We start from the raw sequence: 14,608 nt of genomic DNA on the forward strand, positions 1-14,608 counted from the left end.
TATGAGAGTTATTGTAATGCCCGTAAAAGCGCATCGTTGTCAGCGTTATCGGCGACCTTAATGTCTTGCCAGCCCAGTTCCCGGGCGAGTTTCGCCAAACGCTCACTGACGACCAATAGTCGACAGTGTAGTAACCAGTGCTCACGATACCATTGTGGGATCAGCGACCAGAGTTGCTGCAACATTTCACCGCTGGTAACAACGACCATCGTCACCTCGCGGGATTGCCAGCGCATCGCTTCTTCTGCACCATCGTAATGGATTGCGCATCGTTGATAACATTCACAAAAAGTGACCTCAGCACCGCGCACCGTCAGGGTATCCCCAATTAGCTCACGACCGCCATTGCCACGTAATATCAGCGCACGTTTGCCCGCAATATTTTGTAATTCAGGTAATTGTAGCAAGACTTCGCTGATTTCCCGATCCTGTGGGTAGAGAATCTTCTGTCCGCTTACGGTATGTAGCGCCAGTGCGGTGGTGCGTCCAATGGCGAAATAAGTAGGTAGTTGGGGCCATTTACGATCTTGCTGATGCAGCTGTGATTGGGCAAAAGCAACCGCGTGTTGCGAGAGGGCAAACAACAGATCGCTCTCCCCCAGCGCTGCCAGTTGATCAGCAAGTTGCGGTAATTGTCGACCCGGAGAAAACTCAATCAGCGGAAAATGCCAGGCCACCTGCCCCAGTGTGCGCAGACGGCTCACTAACTCTTCTCCAGCGGGAGACGGGCGGGTGACCAGGATACTCATGCCGGGGCCTCTCCGTTATAGACTTCAGCGAGGATCTCGCGCGCGCCGTTATTCAGTAGCTCTTCTGCCAGCGAAATCCCCATTTGTTCGGCATCTTGCGGCGCACCGCGGCGTTCACCGCGAATAATCTGCGAACCGTCCGGCGCGCCGACCAGCGCACATAGCCAGATTTCGCCATCAATAAGCTCGGCGTAGCTACCAATTGGCACCTGACATCCGCCTTCGAGACGGGTATTCATGGCGCGTTCTGCGGTAACGCGCAGTGCAGTTTCGTGGTGATTCAGCGCGGCAAGCAGCTCGCGAGTGCGTGTATCATCAAGGCGGCATTCAATACCGACTGCACCTTGTCCTACCGCCGGAAGAGAAATCTCGGGTGGTAACGCGGCGCGAATGCGGGACTCCAGACCTAAACGTTTTAGTCCGGCTACGGCAAGAATGATGGCATCGTATTCGCCGTTATCTAGTTTGCTCAGGCGAGTGCCGACGTTGCCGCGCAGGGAGCGGATAATCAGATCCGGGCGGCGTTCAGCCAGTTGGCACTGGCGACGTAAACTGGACGTCCCGACGATACTGCCTGCTGGTAACGCATCCAGACTGTCATAGTTATTGGACACAAAGGCATCGCGAGGATCTTCACGCTCGCAAATAGTGACCAGCCCCAGACCTTGCGGGAATTCAACCGGCACATCTTTCATTGAATGTACGGCGATATCAGCGCGATTCTCCAGGAGCGCGACTTCCAGCTCTTTTACAAATAAGCCTTTTCCGCCTACTTTCGCCAGCGGCGTATCAAGAATCACATCGCCGCGCGTCACCATCGGTACCAGTTCAACGACCAGGCCCGGATGGCTCGCCATCAACTTGTCTTTGACATAGTGTGCCTGCCAGAGTGCAAGTGGGCTTTGGCGTGTGGCAATTCTTAAAACATTGTCTAACATGCTTGTTACCGTCATTATCATCCGTGGTCCATCCTAACATCCTTGCCAGAGTGATGTCAGTGTTGTGGTGAAACGTAGACGCCTGCGCAAACCGTAAAATGAGGTCTGGCAGTGGATCCTGACAGGCGTTTCACGCCGTCGTAATAAGGAATTTACAGAGAATAAACGGTGCTACACTTGTATGTAGCGCATCTTTCTTTACGGTCAATCAGCAAGGTGTTAAATTGATCACGTTTTAGACCATTTTTTCGTCGTGAAACTAAAAAAACCAGGCGCGAAAAGTGGTAACGGTTACCTTTGACATACGAAATATCCCGAATGCCGCGTGTTACCGTTGATGTTGGCGGAATCACAGTCATGACGGGTAGCAAATCAGGCGATACGTCTTGTACCTCTATATTGAGACTCTGAAACAGAGACTGGATGCCATAAATCAATTGCGTGTGGATCGCGCGCTTGCTGCTATGGGGCCTGCATTCCAACAGGTCTACAGTCTACTGCCGACATTGTTGCACTATCACCATCCGCGAATGCCGGGTTACCTTGATGGTAACGTTCCCAAAGGCATTTGCCTTTACACGCCTGATGAAACTCAACGCCACTACCTGAACGAGCTTGAACTGTATCGTGGAATGTCAGTACAGGATCCACCGAAAGGTGAGCTTCCAATTACTGGTGTATACACCATGGGCAGCACCTCGTCCGTAGGGCAAAGTTGTTCCTCTGACCTGGATATCTGGGTCTGTCATCAATCCTGGCTCGATAGCGAAGAGCGCCAGTTACTACAACGTAAATGCAGCCTGCTGGAAAGCTGGGCCGCCTCGCTGGGTGTGGAAGTCAGCTTCTTCCTGATTGATGAAAACCGCTTCCGTCATAATGAAAGCGGCAGCCTGGGGGGCGAAGATTGTGGCTCCACCCAGCATATACTGCTGCTTGACGAATTTTATCGTACTGCCGTGCGTCTCGCCGGTAAGCGTATTCTGTGGAATATGGTGCCGTGCGACGAAGAAGAGCATTACGACGACTATGTGATGACGCTTTACGCGCAGGGCGTGCTGACGCCAAATGAATGGCTGGATCTCGGTGGCTTAAGCTCGCTTTCTGCTGAAGAGTACTTTGGTGCCAGCCTTTGGCAGCTCTACAAGAGTATCGATTCCCCATACAAAGCGGTGCTGAAAACACTGCTGCTGGAAGCCTATTCCTGGGAATACCCGAACCCACGTCTGCTGGCGAAAGATATCAAACAGCGTTTGCACGACGGCGAGATTGTATCGTTTGGCCTCGATCCATACTGCATGATGCTGGAGCGTGTTACTGAATACCTGACGGCGATTGAAGATTTCACCCGTCTGGATTTAGTACGTCGCTGCTTCTATTTAAAAGTGTGCGAAAAACTCAGCCGTGAACGCGCCTGTGTAGGCTGGCGTCGCGCAGTGTTGAGCCAGTTAGTGAGCGAGTGGGGTTGGGACGAAGCTCGTCTGGCAATGCTCGATAACCGTGCTAACTGGAAGATTGATCAGGTGCGTGAGGCGCACAACGAGCTGCTCGACGCGATGATGCAGAGCTACCGTAATCTGATCCGCTTTGCGCGTCGCAATAACCTTAGCGTCTCCGCCAGTCCGCAGGATATCGGCGTACTGACGCGTAAACTGTATGCCGCGTTTGAAGCATTGCCAGGTAAAGTGACGCTGGTAAACCCGCAGATTTCACCCGATCTCTCGGAACCGAATCTGACCTTTATTTATGTGCCGCCGGGCCGGGCTAACCGTTCAGGTTGGTATCTGTATAACCGCGCGCCAAATATTGAGTCGATCATCAGCCATCAGCCGCTGGAATATAACCGTTACCTGAATAAACTGGTGGCGTGGGCATGGTTTAACGGCCTGCTGACCTCGCGCACCCGTTTGTATATTAAAGGTAACGGCATTGTCGATTTGCCTAAGTTGCAGGAGATGGTCGCCGACGTGTCGCACCATTTCCCGCTGCGCTTACCTGCACCGACACCGAAGGCGCTCTACAGCCCGTGTGAGATTCGCCATCTGGCGATTATCGTTAACCTGGAATATGACCCGACAGCTGCGTTCCGCAATCAGGTGGTGCATTTTGATTTCCGTAAGCTGGATGTCTTCAGCTTTGGCGAGAATCAAAATTGCCTGGTAGGTAGCGTTGACCTGCTGTACCGCAACTCGTGGAACGAAGTGCGTACGCTGCACTTCAACGGCGAGCAATCGATGATCGAAGCCCTGAAAACTATTCTCGGCAAAATGCATCAGGACGCCGCACCGCCAGATAGCGTGGAAGTCTTCTGTTATAGCCAGCATCTGCGCGGCTTAATCCGTACTCGCGTGCAGCAACTGGTTTCTGAGTGTATTGAACTGCGCCTTTCCAGCACCCGCCAGGAAACCGGGCGTTTCAAGGCGCTGCGCGTTTCTGGTCAAACCTGGGGCTTGTTCTTCGAACGCCTGAATGTATCGGTACAGAAGCTGGAGAACGCCATCGAGTTTTATGGCGCTATTTCGCATAACAAACTGCACGGCTTGTCAGTGCAGGTTGAAACCAATCACGTCAAATTACCGGCGGTGGTGGACGGCTTTGCCAGCGAAGGGATCATCCAGTTCTTTTTCGAAGAAACGCAAGACGAGAATGGCTTTAATATCTACATTCTCGACGAAAGCAACCGGGTTGAGGTGTATCACCACTGCGAAGGCAGCAAAGAGGAGCTGGTACGTGACGTCAGTCGCTTCTACTCGTCATCGCACGACCGCTTCACCTACGGCTCAAGCTTCATCAACTTCAACCTGCCGCAGTTCTATCAGATTGTGAAGGTTGATGGTCGCGAACAGGTGATTCCGTTCCGAACAAAATCGATTGGCAACCTGCCGCCCGCCAATCAGGATCACGATACGCCGCTATTACAGCAGTATTTTTCGTGATGAGCGTGCCGGAAAGCGAGGCTTATCCGGCATGCAATCTTAGCGGAAACTGACTGTTTCACCCGCCTGTTGCGTCGCCGCCTGTTCCAGCAAATCCCAGAAGGTTTCGCCGCTGCGATCGCAAATCCATTCATCGCCTTTCAGGTCAAAATGGTAGCCGCCCTGTTTGGTTGCCAGCCACACCTGGTGCAGCGGCTCCTGGCGGTTAATAATGATTTTGCTGCCGTTTTCAAAGGTAATGGTCAGTACGCCGCCGTTGATTTCGCAGTCGATATCGCTGTCGCCATCCCTGTCGTCCAGACGCTCTTCAATGGTCAGCCACAGTTGATCAGCCAGGCGATGAAATTCACTGTCGTTCATTGTTGTATCCTGTTTTTAAGTGATGGCGGCAGTATAGCGGCATGGGGTCAGGGCTTCAAAGTTTGCACCTCTGCTGCTGCGTTCCGGCATGATTCATCCGTCACCGGAATAATGATGTCTCTGTTTTGAACTTCACGTACGTTCTCCTCTCTGACACGAGTTTTCGCCGGGCAGGGGGAGGGCGTAATCCTTACCTCTGTATCGGTCCATGTATAAACATTGCGATCGTCATAAGCGAAGCGATCGTTTTTAGTTAGCGAACCGTTAACTGGAATAATTTGCAAGCTCTTTGACCGTAATTGGCGGATAAAGTAAGCATGCTGTTTGCCGCTATTAAATGAGCGATCAATGACCAGGTCTGGCGTATCCAGCGGGATTATCTCAAGCTGGTCTTCACCAAATGTCGATAATTTTGTTACATACAGCCGATCTTTATATTGCGCAATATTGCCAGTAATCAGATGGAATTGTTCGGTAATGCTGCCAACTTACTGATTTAGTGTATGATGGTGATTTTAAGGTGCTTGCGTGGCTTCCATTTCCATCAGATGTCCTTCCTGCTCCGCTACTGAAGGCGTGGTGCGTAACGGCAAAAGCACTGCCGGACATCAGCGCTATCTCTGCTCTCATTGCCGTAAAACATGGCAACTACAGTTCACTTACACCGCCTCTCAGCCCGGTACGCACCAGAAAATCATTGATATGGCCATGAATGGCGTCGGATGTCGCGCCAGCGCACGCATTATGGGCGTTGGCCTCAACACGGTTTTACGTCACTTAAAAAACTCAGGCCGCAGTCGGTAACCTCGCGCATACAACCGGGCAGTGATGTGATTGTCTGCGCTGAAATGGACGAACATTGGGGCTACGTCGGTGCTAAATCACGTCAGCGCTGGCTGTTTTACGCGTATGACAGGATACGGAGGACGGTTGTGGCGCACGTCTTCGGTGAACGCACTCTGGCCACACTGGAGCGTCTTCTGAGCCTGCTGTCGGCCTTTGAGGTCGTGGTATGGATGACGGATGGCTGGCCGCTGTATGAATCACGCCTGAAGGGAAAGCTGCACGTTATCAGCAAGCGTTACACTCAGCGCATTGAGCGACATAATCTGAATCTGAGACAACATCTGGCAAGGCTGGGACGGAAGTCACTGTCGTTCTCAAAATCGGTGGAGCTGCATGACAAGGTCATCGGGCATTATCTGAACATAAAACACTATCAGTAAGTTGGAGTCATTACCGAATTGTTCAGGTTCAATACCTGGTAGGTCTATCCACTTGCTCCACTGACGGTCGGGCGTGAGCTGTTTACGCCAGCGAACGCGACTTTCCCCTACTTCAAAAGAGACGTCATCATCTACGGGTATCGCTTTGCCTGATAATTGACCAAAGGGATAACGATGCAGACCCTTATTGTCGCGAAAAACCAGCAGTGAATGAGGTATCCAGCGAATTATCTCAAATGAGTCTGCATTCGCCGTAAGGTGAACGCCATTTAAATAAATATTCTGCCCACTGCGGATAAGCAGATCATTGGAATATGAATTTCTGTTTACACTCATAAGACGTGGATTAATACCCCACCATCTTTTTTCTAATACAGTAACATCACTGCTGCTCCCCTGACGTCGACCGGACAAGTAGAGATTTTTACTATCCACCAGCGTGGTAGAGTTACCTTCGATAGCTTTTAGTGTCGCCAGCTCAACACGTGACGCGCCGCTATTACTTTCGGTGCGCTGTCCGTCAAAATAGAGGCTATATTTATCGACCGCGAAGCGGCCCATAGCCTGAAAGCTGGCAATATCGACAGTGAGTGTTCCCGGTGGATTGCTAACGATTTTGCCACGCCAGAGAATAACGCGGCCGTCTGTCACCCAGTGGTATTCCTCATTTTCTATGCTTATTTCATCGGAAGGTATATAACCTGTTTTCCCAGAGATATTTTTCACAAGGCGCAAACCGGCCCTGCTCATCTCCGGAAACTGGGCAATGATTTTCTTATCCCCCCAATAACCTTTACCGTAAGACATAACACCGTGATCATTGTAATAGTCGAACCCTATGGCCTGTACAGCAGGCGTCAGAAATGTGTGTCCCAACAGGATGAGTGCAACTGTGATTATTTGACCCTTCATTTTGTCGCCTCATTGCGCGGGGCAGGAATAAATTCGCCGTCATCAGTAATTTTTCCGTCCAGATATCCCGTTTTGTAATTTACGCCATAGACATATCCCGAATGTTGTTCCTTCCAGATTAAGCGAACTTGTTTCGGATCAGCGGTGCGGTATCGCCAGAGCTGCGCGCCATCAAAGCTGTAAATGTAGCGGTTATCGCGGGCATACCATCTGCGCAAAAAGGGATGGTCATTAAGATGGGCTTCGCGTTCATCCGGAGAACGGTTATCCAGTAAGATCAGCGGTCCGTCAGATTCAAACACGTGTAAACCGGAATGGTATGGCTACCCTTCGGCACGCGTAAGTAAATAGCCGTGGCGTTTCCCGGCGTTGAAACGTTTGTTGATAATAAGATTGGGATCATCAAGTTTCACGATCTCCAGCTTACGGTTACCAGACTCTGTTTCGATGATGGTATAAAGCGAGTCCTGATGCTGGGCGACAGCATCACTGATGGGTTGAAACTGCTCCGGATCGAGTCCGGGTAATTCTTCCTGTTTACAAGCAGGTCCTTTACGCCAGAACACTTTCTTTTCCAGCAGAGAAAAATCCAGACAGTGCTTTGTTAAATCTTCATCCCACGCCAGATTTTCCTTGTCGAGGACTTTACGCTGCAGCCCGTTTTTATCACGCCAGGTCAAGAGTGAGCCGGGCATCCAGCGCACGACGGAAAAGGTGTCCGGGTCGGCATCAAGCTGTTCGCCGTTGAGCAGGATTTTGGTCCGTGTACGAGCCAGGGTATCCCAGGGGCCAAATGGTACGGCAATGCAGGGGTTAAACGTGGTGGAAAACTTTCCTCGCTGATCCCAGGACTTCTGCGCCAGCACACGGAAACTCTCGGGGTCAGCGAGGCGATGCCCATTGATATACAAGAAATTAGCGTCACGTAATATCAGCCCCAGTAAGTCAGGATCCCAGGGAGGCCGGAATTCCACCTGATGCAGCGTTTTGATATCCAAGCTATTTCCACCACCATTGTCATCGGTGCGCTTGCCTTCAAAATAGAGACTGTGTTTATCTGCGGCAAAATCACCCCATGCCTTGAACGAGGCGACATCGACGGGAGGTGTGCCGGGAGGGTTTTGCACAACTTCACCCGCGTAGAGGATATTGCGACCATCGCTATGCCATGAATAATGAGGATACCAGGCCTGTGCGCCCTCATAGAGGTAGTCGGTTGTCAAATCAGTCAGAGGCGGTTCTTTATCCCATTCGTCTAGTGTTGTCGGGTCTATTAATAAATTGGGTAACCGACGCAAACTCTTGTAATTCACGTCAGGTAGAGAAAGATTTGTTTCTTTATAAGGGCGCAGGTACACCACGCCTTTTCCCTGTTTCTGGTAAATATTATGTTCAGGTGCGGAAAGCCGACATCCCCATGCCGACGATAAAAACAATGAACAAGACAACAAACAAACCACATTGCGATAGTGCATAAAGCCATCCTGGCGCGAGGTGTTGATCACGAAACTGCCAGCAGAACATAAATCCTCACGAGTAAGCGTTATACTCGCAGCATTTCCTCACTTTTCAGACTTCATAAAGAGTCGCTAAACGCTTGCTTTTACGCCTTCTCCTGCGATGATAGAAAGCAGAAAGCGATGAACTTTACAGGCAATCCATAATGAAAAACGTGTTTAAGGCACTCACTGTATTACTTACTCTCTTCAGCCTGACGGGCTGCGGTCTGAAAGGTCCGCTCTATTTCCCGCCTGCAGATAAAAACGCACCGCCGCCGACCAAACCGGTAGAGACGCAAACGCAATCCACGGTGCCGGATAAAAACGATCGCGCCACTGGCGATGGTCCATCCCAGGTGAATTACTAAAAGTCAGTTTCTGTACCCGCGTGATTGGAGTAAATGATGCAGTTCTCGAAAATGCATGGCCTTGGCAACGATTTTATGGTCGTCGACGCGGTAACGCAGAATGTCTTTTTTTCACCGGAGCTGATTCGTCGCCTGGCGGATCGGCACCTGGGGGTAGGGTTTGACCAGCTGCTGGTGGTTGAGCCGCCGTATGATCCTGAACTGGATTTTCACTATCGCATTTTCAATGCTGATGGCAGTGAAGTGGCGCAGTGCGGTAACGGTGCGCGCTGCTTTGCCCGTTTTGTGCGTCTGAAAGGACTGACCAATAAGCGTGATATCCGCGTCAGCACCGCCAACGGGCGGATGGTTCTGACCGTCACCGATGATGATCTGGTCCGCGTAAATATGGGCGAACCCAACTTCGAACCTTCCGCCGTGCCGTTTCGCGCTAACAAAGCGGAAAAGACCTATATTATGCGCGCCGCCGAGCAGACAATCTTATGCGGCGTGGTGTCGATGGGAAATCCGCATTGCGTGATTCAGGTCGATGATGTCGATACCGCGGCGGTAGAAACGCTTGGTCCTGTTCTGGAAAGTCACGAGCGTTTTCCGGAGCGCGCCAATATCGGTTTTATGCAAGTGGTTAAGCGCGAGCATATTCGTTTACGCGTTTATGAGCGTGGGGCAGGAGAAACCCAGGCCTGCGGCAGCGGCGCGTGTGCGGCGGTGGCGGTAGGGATTCAGCAAGGTTTGCTGGACGAAGAAGTACGCGTGGAACTCCCCGGCGGTCGTCTTGATATCGCCTGGAAAGGTCCGGGTCACCCGTTATATATGACTGGCCCGGCGGTACATGTCTACGATGGATTTATTCATCTATGAAGCAACCAGGGGAAGAACTGCAGGAAACACTCACGGAGCTTGATGACCGGGCGGTTGTCGATTATCTGATTAAAAATCCTGAGTTTTTTATCCGCAATGCGCGCGCAGTAGAAGCGATACGTGTGCCGCATCCGGTACGCGGCACCATTTCGTTGGTCGAGTGGCACATGGCCCGCGCACGTAATCACATTCATGTTCTGGAAGAGAACATGGCGTTGTTGATGGAGCAGGCTATCGCCAACGAAGGGCTGTTTTATCGCCTACTCTACCTGCAGCGCAGTCTCACCGCCGCCAGCAGTCTCGACGATATGCTGATGCGCTTTCACCGCTGGGCGCGCGATCTCGGCCTAGCTGGTGCGAGTCTGCGCCTGTTTCCAGATCGCTGGCGCTTAGGTGCGCCGTCGAACCACACTCATCTGGCATTAAGCCGTCAGTCTTTCGAACCGCTGCGTATTCAGCGTTTGGGGCAGGAACAGCACTATCTTGGGCCGCTTAACGGACCGGAGCTGCTGGTGGTGCTACCGGAAGCGAAAGCGGTGGGATCGGTGGCGATGTCGATGCTGGGAAGCGATGCTGATTTGGGTGTTGTGCTGTTTACCAGTCGCGATGCCAGTCACTATCAACAAGGGCAGGGAACGCAGTTACTTCATGAAATTGCGCTGATGTTGCCGGAGCTTCTGGAGCGTTGGATTGAACGCGTATGACCGATTTACACACCGATGTAGAACGCTACCTACGTTATCTGAGCGTGGAGCGTCAGCTTAGCCCGATAACCCTACTTAACTACCAGCGTCAGCTTGAGGCGATCATCAATTTTGCCAGCGAAAACGGCCTGCAAAGCTGGCAACAATGCGATGCAGCGATGGTACGCAATTTTGCTGTACGCAGTCGCCGTAAAGGGCTGGGAGCAGCAAGTCTGGCGTTACGGCTTTCTGCGCTACGTAGCTTTTTTGACTGGCTGGTCAGCCAGAACGAACTCAAAGCTAACCCGGCGAAAGGAGTTTCGGCACCGAAAGCGCCGCGTCATCTGCCGAAAAATATCGACGTCGACGATATGAATCGGCTGCTGGATATTGATATCAACGATCCCCTCGCTGTACGCGACCGTGCAATGCTGGAAGTGATGTACGGCGCGGGTCTGCGTCTTTCCGAGCTGGTGGGGCTGGATATCAAACACCTCGACCTGGAGTCCGGCGAAGTGTGGGTGATGGGGAAAGGCAGCAAAGAGCGCCGCCTGCCGATTGGTCGCAACGCTGTGGCGTGGATTGAGCACTGGCTTGATTTGCGCGACCTGTTTGGTAGCGAAGACGACGCGCTTTTTCTGTCGAAACTGGGCAAGCGTATCTCCGCGCGTAATGTGCAGAAACGCTTTGCCGAATGGGGCATAAAACAAGGGCTGAATAATCACGTTCACCCACATAAATTACGTCACTCGTTCGCTACGCATATGCTGGAGTCGAGCGGCGATCTTCGTGGTGTGCAGGAGCTACTGGGTCATGCCAACCTCTCCACCACGCAAATCTATACTCATCTTGATTTTCAACACCTTGCCTCGGTGTACGATGCGGCGCATCCACGCGCCAAACGGGGGAAATAATGCGTTTTTACCGGCCTTTGGGGCGCATCTCGGCGCTCACCTTTGACCTGGATGATACCCTTTACGATAACCGTCCGGTGATTTTGCGCACCGAGCGAGAGGCGCTTACCTTTGTGCAAAATTATCATCCGGCGCTGCGCAGCTTCCAGAATGAAGATCTGCAACGCCTGCGCCAGGCGGTACGGGAAGCGGAACCCGAGATTTATCACGACGTGACACGTTGGCGTTTTCGTTCGATTGAACAAGCGATGCTCGACGCCGGGCTGAGTGCCGAAGAAGCCAGTGCAGGCGCACACGCAGCAATGATTAACTTTGCCAAATGGCGCAGCCGAATCGACGTCCCGCAGCAAACTCACGACACCTTAAAACAGCTGGCGAAGAAATGGCCGCTGGTGGCGATCACCAACGGTAACGCCCAGCCGGAACTGTTTGGTTTGGGGGATTATTTTGAGTTTGTGCTGCGCGCTGGCCCGCACGGGCGCTCAAAACCGTTCAGCGATATGTACTTTTTGGCTGCGGAAAAACTCAACGTGCCGATCGGCGAGATCTTACATGTTGGGGACGATCTCACCACTGACGTGGGTGGGGCAATTCGCAGCGGAATGCAGGCTTGTTGGATCAGACCGGAAAATGGCGATCTGATGCAAACCTGGGACAGCCGTTTACTGCCACATCTGGAAATTTCCCGGTTGGCATCTCTGACCTCGCTGATATAATCAGCAAATCTGTATATATACCCAGCTTTTTGGCGGAGGGCGTTGCGCTTCTCCGCCCAACCTATTTTTACGCGGCGGTGCCAATGGACGTTTCTTACCTGCTCGACAGCCTTAATGACAAACAACGCGAAGCGGTGGCCGCGCCACGCAGCAACCTTCTGGTGCTGGCGGGCGCGGGCAGTGGTAAGACGCGCGTACTGGTGCATCGTATCGCCTGGCTGATGAGCGTGGAAAACTGCTCGCCATACTCGATTATGGCTGTGACGTTTACCAACAAAGCGGCGGCGGAGATGCGTCATCGTATCGGACAACTGATGGGCACCAGCCAGGGCGGCATGTGGGTAGGCACCTTCCACGGGCTGGCGCACCGCCTGCTGCGTGCGCACCATATGGACGCCAATCTGCCGCAGGATTTCCAGATCCTCGATAGCGAAGACCAGCTACGCCTGCTTAAGCGTCTGATCAAAGCCATGAACCTCGACGAGAAGCAGTGGCCGCCGCGCCAGGCAATGTGGTACATCAACAGCCAGAAAGATGAAGGCCTGCGTCCGCATCATATTCAAAGCTACGGTAATCCGGTGGAGCAGACCTGGCAGAAGGTGTATCAGGCGTATCAGGAAGCGTGCGATCGCGCGGGCCTGGTGGACTTCGCCGAGCTGCTGCTGCGCGCTCACGAACTGTGGCTTAACAAGCCGCATATCCTACAACACTACCGCGAACGTTTTACCAATATCCTGGTGGACGAATTCCAGGATACCAACAACATTCAGTACGCGTGGATCCGCCTGCTGGCGGGCGACACCGGCAAAGTGATGATCGTCGGTGATGACGACCAGTCAATCTACGGCTGGCGCGGGGCGCAGGTGGAGAATATTCAGCGTTTCCTTAATGATTTCCCCGGTGCCGAAATTATTCGTCTGGAGCAAAACTACCGCTCTACCAGCAATATTCTGAGCGCCGCTAACGCCCTGATTGAAAACAATAACGGGCGTCTGGGTAAAAAACTGTGGACCGATGGCGCGGACGGTGAGCCTATTTCCCTCTATTGCGCTTTTAACGAACTCGATGAAGCGCGTTTTGTGGTTAACCGCATCAAAACCTGGCAGGACAACGGCGGGGCGCTTGCCGAGTGCGCCATTCTCTACCGCAGTAACGCCCAGTCGCGTGTGCTGGAAGAAGCACTGTTGCAGGCGAGTATGCCGTACCGTATTTACGGCGGGATGCGCTTCTTCGAACGCCAGGAAATCAAAGATGCGCTCTCGTATCTGCGCCTGATTGCCAACCGTAACGACGACGCGGCCTTTGAGCGTGTGGTGAATACGCCAACGCGGGGTATTGGTGACCGGACGCTGGACGTGGTACGTCAGACATCGCGCGATCGCCAGTTAACACTCTGGCAGGCATGTCGTGAACTGTTGCAGGAAAAAGCCCTCGCCGGACGTGCTGCCAGCGCCTTACAGCGGTTTATGGAACTGATCGACGCCTTAGCGCAGGAAACTGCCGATATGCCGCTGCATGTACAGACTGACCGGGTAATTAAAGACTCCGGCCTGCGTACCATGTACGAGCAGGAGAAGGGCGAAAAAGGTCAGACGCGTATCGAAAACTTAGAGGAACTGGTGACGGCAACGCGCCAGTTCAGCTACAACGAAGAAGACGAAGATTTAATGCCGCTGCAGGCGTTCCTATCCCATGCGGCGCTGGAAGCAGGCGAAGGGCAGGCGGATACCTGGCAGGATGCGGTACAACTGATGACCATGCACTCGGCGAAAGGTCTGGAGTTCCCGCAGGTGTTTATCGTCGGTATGGAAGAGGGCATGTTCCCAAGCCAGATGTCGCTGGATGAAGGCGGGCGTCTGGAAGAAGAACGCCGTCTGGCCTACGTTGGCGTAACCCGCGCGATGCAGAAACTGACGCTGACCTACGCGGAAACTCGCCGTCTGTATGGCAAAGAGGTTTACCATCGCCCGTCGCGCTTTATTGGCGAGTTGCCGGAAGAGTGTGTGGAAGAGGTGCGCCTGCGCGCCACGGTAAGCCGCCCGGTCAGCCATCAGCGGATGGGTACGCCGATGGTCGAGAACGACAGCGGCTACAAGCTCGGCCAGCGTGTACGCCACGCTAAGTTTGGTGAAGGCACCATCGTCAATATGGAAGGCAGCGGTGAACATAGCCGTTTGCAGGTGGCATTCCAGGGCCAGGGAATCAAATGGCTGGTGGCAGCTTACGCCCGGCTGGAGTCGGTGTAACGTTGCCGGATGCGGTGCTGCGCACCTTATTTGGCCTAAAAAATCATTCAGATTCAATAAATTGCAACGTCATGTAGGCCGGATAAGGCGTTTACGCCGCATCCGGCATCAGCAGCATATTTAGTATCTGACACAAAGCTATCATTCTAACCTTTCCGCTCGACGGAAATCATGGTGACAAAAGGATAGCGTTGCCACGGGAT

The 14,608-nt window shown here is 52.8% G+C and carries 13 protein-coding genes, 1 pseudogene and 2 other annotated features; of the genes and pseudogenes, 9 read left to right on the forward strand and 5 right to left on the reverse strand.

The features are described 5' to 3' along the window. Nucleotides 1–8: 8 nt before the first annotated feature. Nucleotides 9–749: a uroporphyrinogen-III synthase gene (gene hemD / locus SF3876; RefSeq protein NP_709606.1), complete on the reverse strand. Its 741-nt coding sequence runs from the start codon at nt 747–749 to the stop codon at nt 9–11. Then, a complete protein-coding gene (gene hemC / locus SF3877) occupies nt 746–1,687 on the reverse strand; it encodes a porphobilinogen deaminase (protein NP_709607.2) in 942 nt (313 codons plus the stop codon). The genes hemD and hemC overlap by 4 nt, the downstream gene beginning before the upstream one ends. Nucleotides 1,688–2,073: 386 nt before the next feature. On the opposite strand from hemC, the gene cyaA reads away from it, so the two are divergent. Next, complete coding sequence (gene cyaA / locus SF3878) at nt 2,074–4,620, forward strand: adenylate cyclase (RefSeq protein NP_709608.1); 2,547 nt, start codon at nt 2,074–2,076, stop codon at nt 4,618–4,620. Nucleotides 4,621–4,659: 39 nt separating this feature from the next. Here cyaA and cyaY read toward each other — a convergent pair whose 3' ends face one another. Further along, complete coding sequence (gene cyaY, locus SF3880; RefSeq protein ID NP_709609.1) at nt 4,660–4,980, reverse strand: frataxin-like protein; 321 nt, start codon at nt 4,978–4,980, stop codon at nt 4,660–4,662. Then, nucleotides 4,771–8,595, forward strand: a sequence feature (Similar to Escherichia coli K12 conserved hypothetical protein gi: 1790240 (162 aa). BLAST with identity of 97% in 1275 aa. This CDS has been disrupted by insertion. The sequence has been checked and is believed to be correct.). It overlaps the preceding gene by 210 nt. Beyond that, nucleotides 5,454–6,221 (forward strand) — a mobile genetic element. (Overlaps the previous feature by 768 nt.) Between cyaY and insA the strand changes: the two genes are divergently transcribed. Beyond that, nucleotides 5,509–5,784 (forward strand): insertion element IS1 protein InsA, encoded by a 276-nt coding sequence (gene insA / locus SF3881; RefSeq protein ID NP_709610.1) that lies wholly within the window; start codon nt 5,509–5,511, stop codon nt 5,782–5,784. It overlaps the preceding feature by 276 nt. After that, complete coding sequence (insB, locus tag SF3882; protein NP_709611.1) at nt 5,811–6,206, forward strand: insertion element IS1 protein InsB; 396 nt, start codon at nt 5,811–5,813, stop codon at nt 6,204–6,206. On the opposite strand, the gene SF3883 is transcribed toward insB, so the two are convergent. Next, nucleotides 6,141–7,118 (reverse strand): hypothetical protein, encoded by a 978-nt coding sequence (locus tag SF3883; RefSeq protein ID NP_709612.1) that lies wholly within the window; start codon nt 7,116–7,118, stop codon nt 6,141–6,143. The genes insB and SF3883 overlap by 66 nt on opposite strands. Next, nucleotides 7,115–8,593 (reverse strand): annotated as a pseudogene (locus SF3884). Before SF3884 ends, SF3883 begins: the two are co-directional and overlap by 4 nt. Before the next feature lie 186 nt (nt 8,596–8,781). Here SF3884 and yifL point away from each other — a divergent pair. From yifL to uvrD, 6 genes are all read left to right on the forward strand, one after another. Next, entirely contained in the window at nt 8,782–8,985 is a 204-nt protein-coding gene (gene yifL, locus SF3886) for an outer membrane lipoprotein (RefSeq protein ID NP_709615.1), read from the forward strand. A gap of 33 nt (nt 8,986–9,018) precedes the next feature. Beyond that, entirely contained in the window at nt 9,019–9,846 is an 828-nt protein-coding gene (gene dapF / locus SF3887; RefSeq protein NP_709616.3) for a diaminopimelate epimerase, read from the forward strand. After that, entirely contained in the window at nt 9,843–10,550 is a 708-nt protein-coding gene (gene yigA / locus SF3888; RefSeq protein NP_709617.1) for a hypothetical protein, read from the forward strand. Before dapF ends, yigA begins: the two co-directional genes overlap by 4 nt. After that, nucleotides 10,547–11,443 (forward strand): site-specific tyrosine recombinase XerC, encoded by an 897-nt coding sequence (xerC, locus tag SF3889; RefSeq protein NP_709618.1) that lies wholly within the window; start codon nt 10,547–10,549, stop codon nt 11,441–11,443. Before yigA ends, xerC begins: the two co-directional genes overlap by 4 nt. Continuing rightward, on the forward strand, nt 11,443–12,159 hold the full coding sequence (gene yigB, locus SF3890; RefSeq protein NP_709619.1) for a flavin mononucleotide phosphatase: 717 nt from the start codon (nt 11,443–11,445) through the stop codon (nt 12,157–12,159). Before xerC ends, yigB begins: the two co-directional genes overlap by 1 nt. Nucleotides 12,160–12,242: 83 nt before the next feature. After that, nucleotides 12,243–14,405 (forward strand): DNA-dependent helicase II, encoded by a 2,163-nt coding sequence (gene uvrD, locus SF3891; RefSeq protein ID NP_709620.2) that lies wholly within the window; start codon nt 12,243–12,245, stop codon nt 14,403–14,405. Nucleotides 14,406–14,608: the final 203 nt, after the last annotated feature.

It is taken from the genome of Shigella flexneri 2a str. 301 (assembly GCF_000006925.2).
Classification (GTDB): domain Bacteria; phylum Pseudomonadota; class Gammaproteobacteria; order Enterobacterales; family Enterobacteriaceae; genus ECMA0423.

Excerpts from the sequence above, each read along its gene's own strand:
- hemD (NP_709606.1), bottom strand. The coding sequence starts at position 749 with ATGAGTATCCTGGTCACCCGCCCGTCTCCCGCTGGAGAAGAGTTAGTG.
- hemC (NP_709607.2), bottom strand. The coding sequence starts at position 1,687 with ATGTTAGACAATGTTTTAAGAATTGCCACACGCCAAAGCCCACTTGCA.
- cyaY (NP_709609.1), bottom strand. The coding sequence starts at position 4,980 with ATGAACGACAGTGAATTTCATCGCCTGGCTGATCAACTGTGGCTGACC.
- SF3883 (NP_709612.1), bottom strand. The coding sequence starts at position 7,118 with ATGAAGGGTCAAATAATCACAGTTGCACTCATCCTGTTGGGACACACA.
- yifL (NP_709615.1), top strand. The coding sequence starts at position 8,782 with ATGAAAAACGTGTTTAAGGCACTCACTGTATTACTTACTCTCTTCAGC.
- dapF (NP_709616.3), top strand. The coding sequence starts at position 9,019 with ATGATGCAGTTCTCGAAAATGCATGGCCTTGGCAACGATTTTATGGTC.
- yigA (NP_709617.1), top strand. The coding sequence starts at position 9,843 with ATGAAGCAACCAGGGGAAGAACTGCAGGAAACACTCACGGAGCTTGAT.
- xerC (NP_709618.1), top strand. The coding sequence starts at position 10,547 with ATGACCGATTTACACACCGATGTAGAACGCTACCTACGTTATCTGAGC.
- yigB (NP_709619.1), top strand. The coding sequence starts at position 11,443 with ATGCGTTTTTACCGGCCTTTGGGGCGCATCTCGGCGCTCACCTTTGAC.
- uvrD (NP_709620.2), top strand. The coding sequence starts at position 12,243 with ATGGACGTTTCTTACCTGCTCGACAGCCTTAATGACAAACAACGCGAA.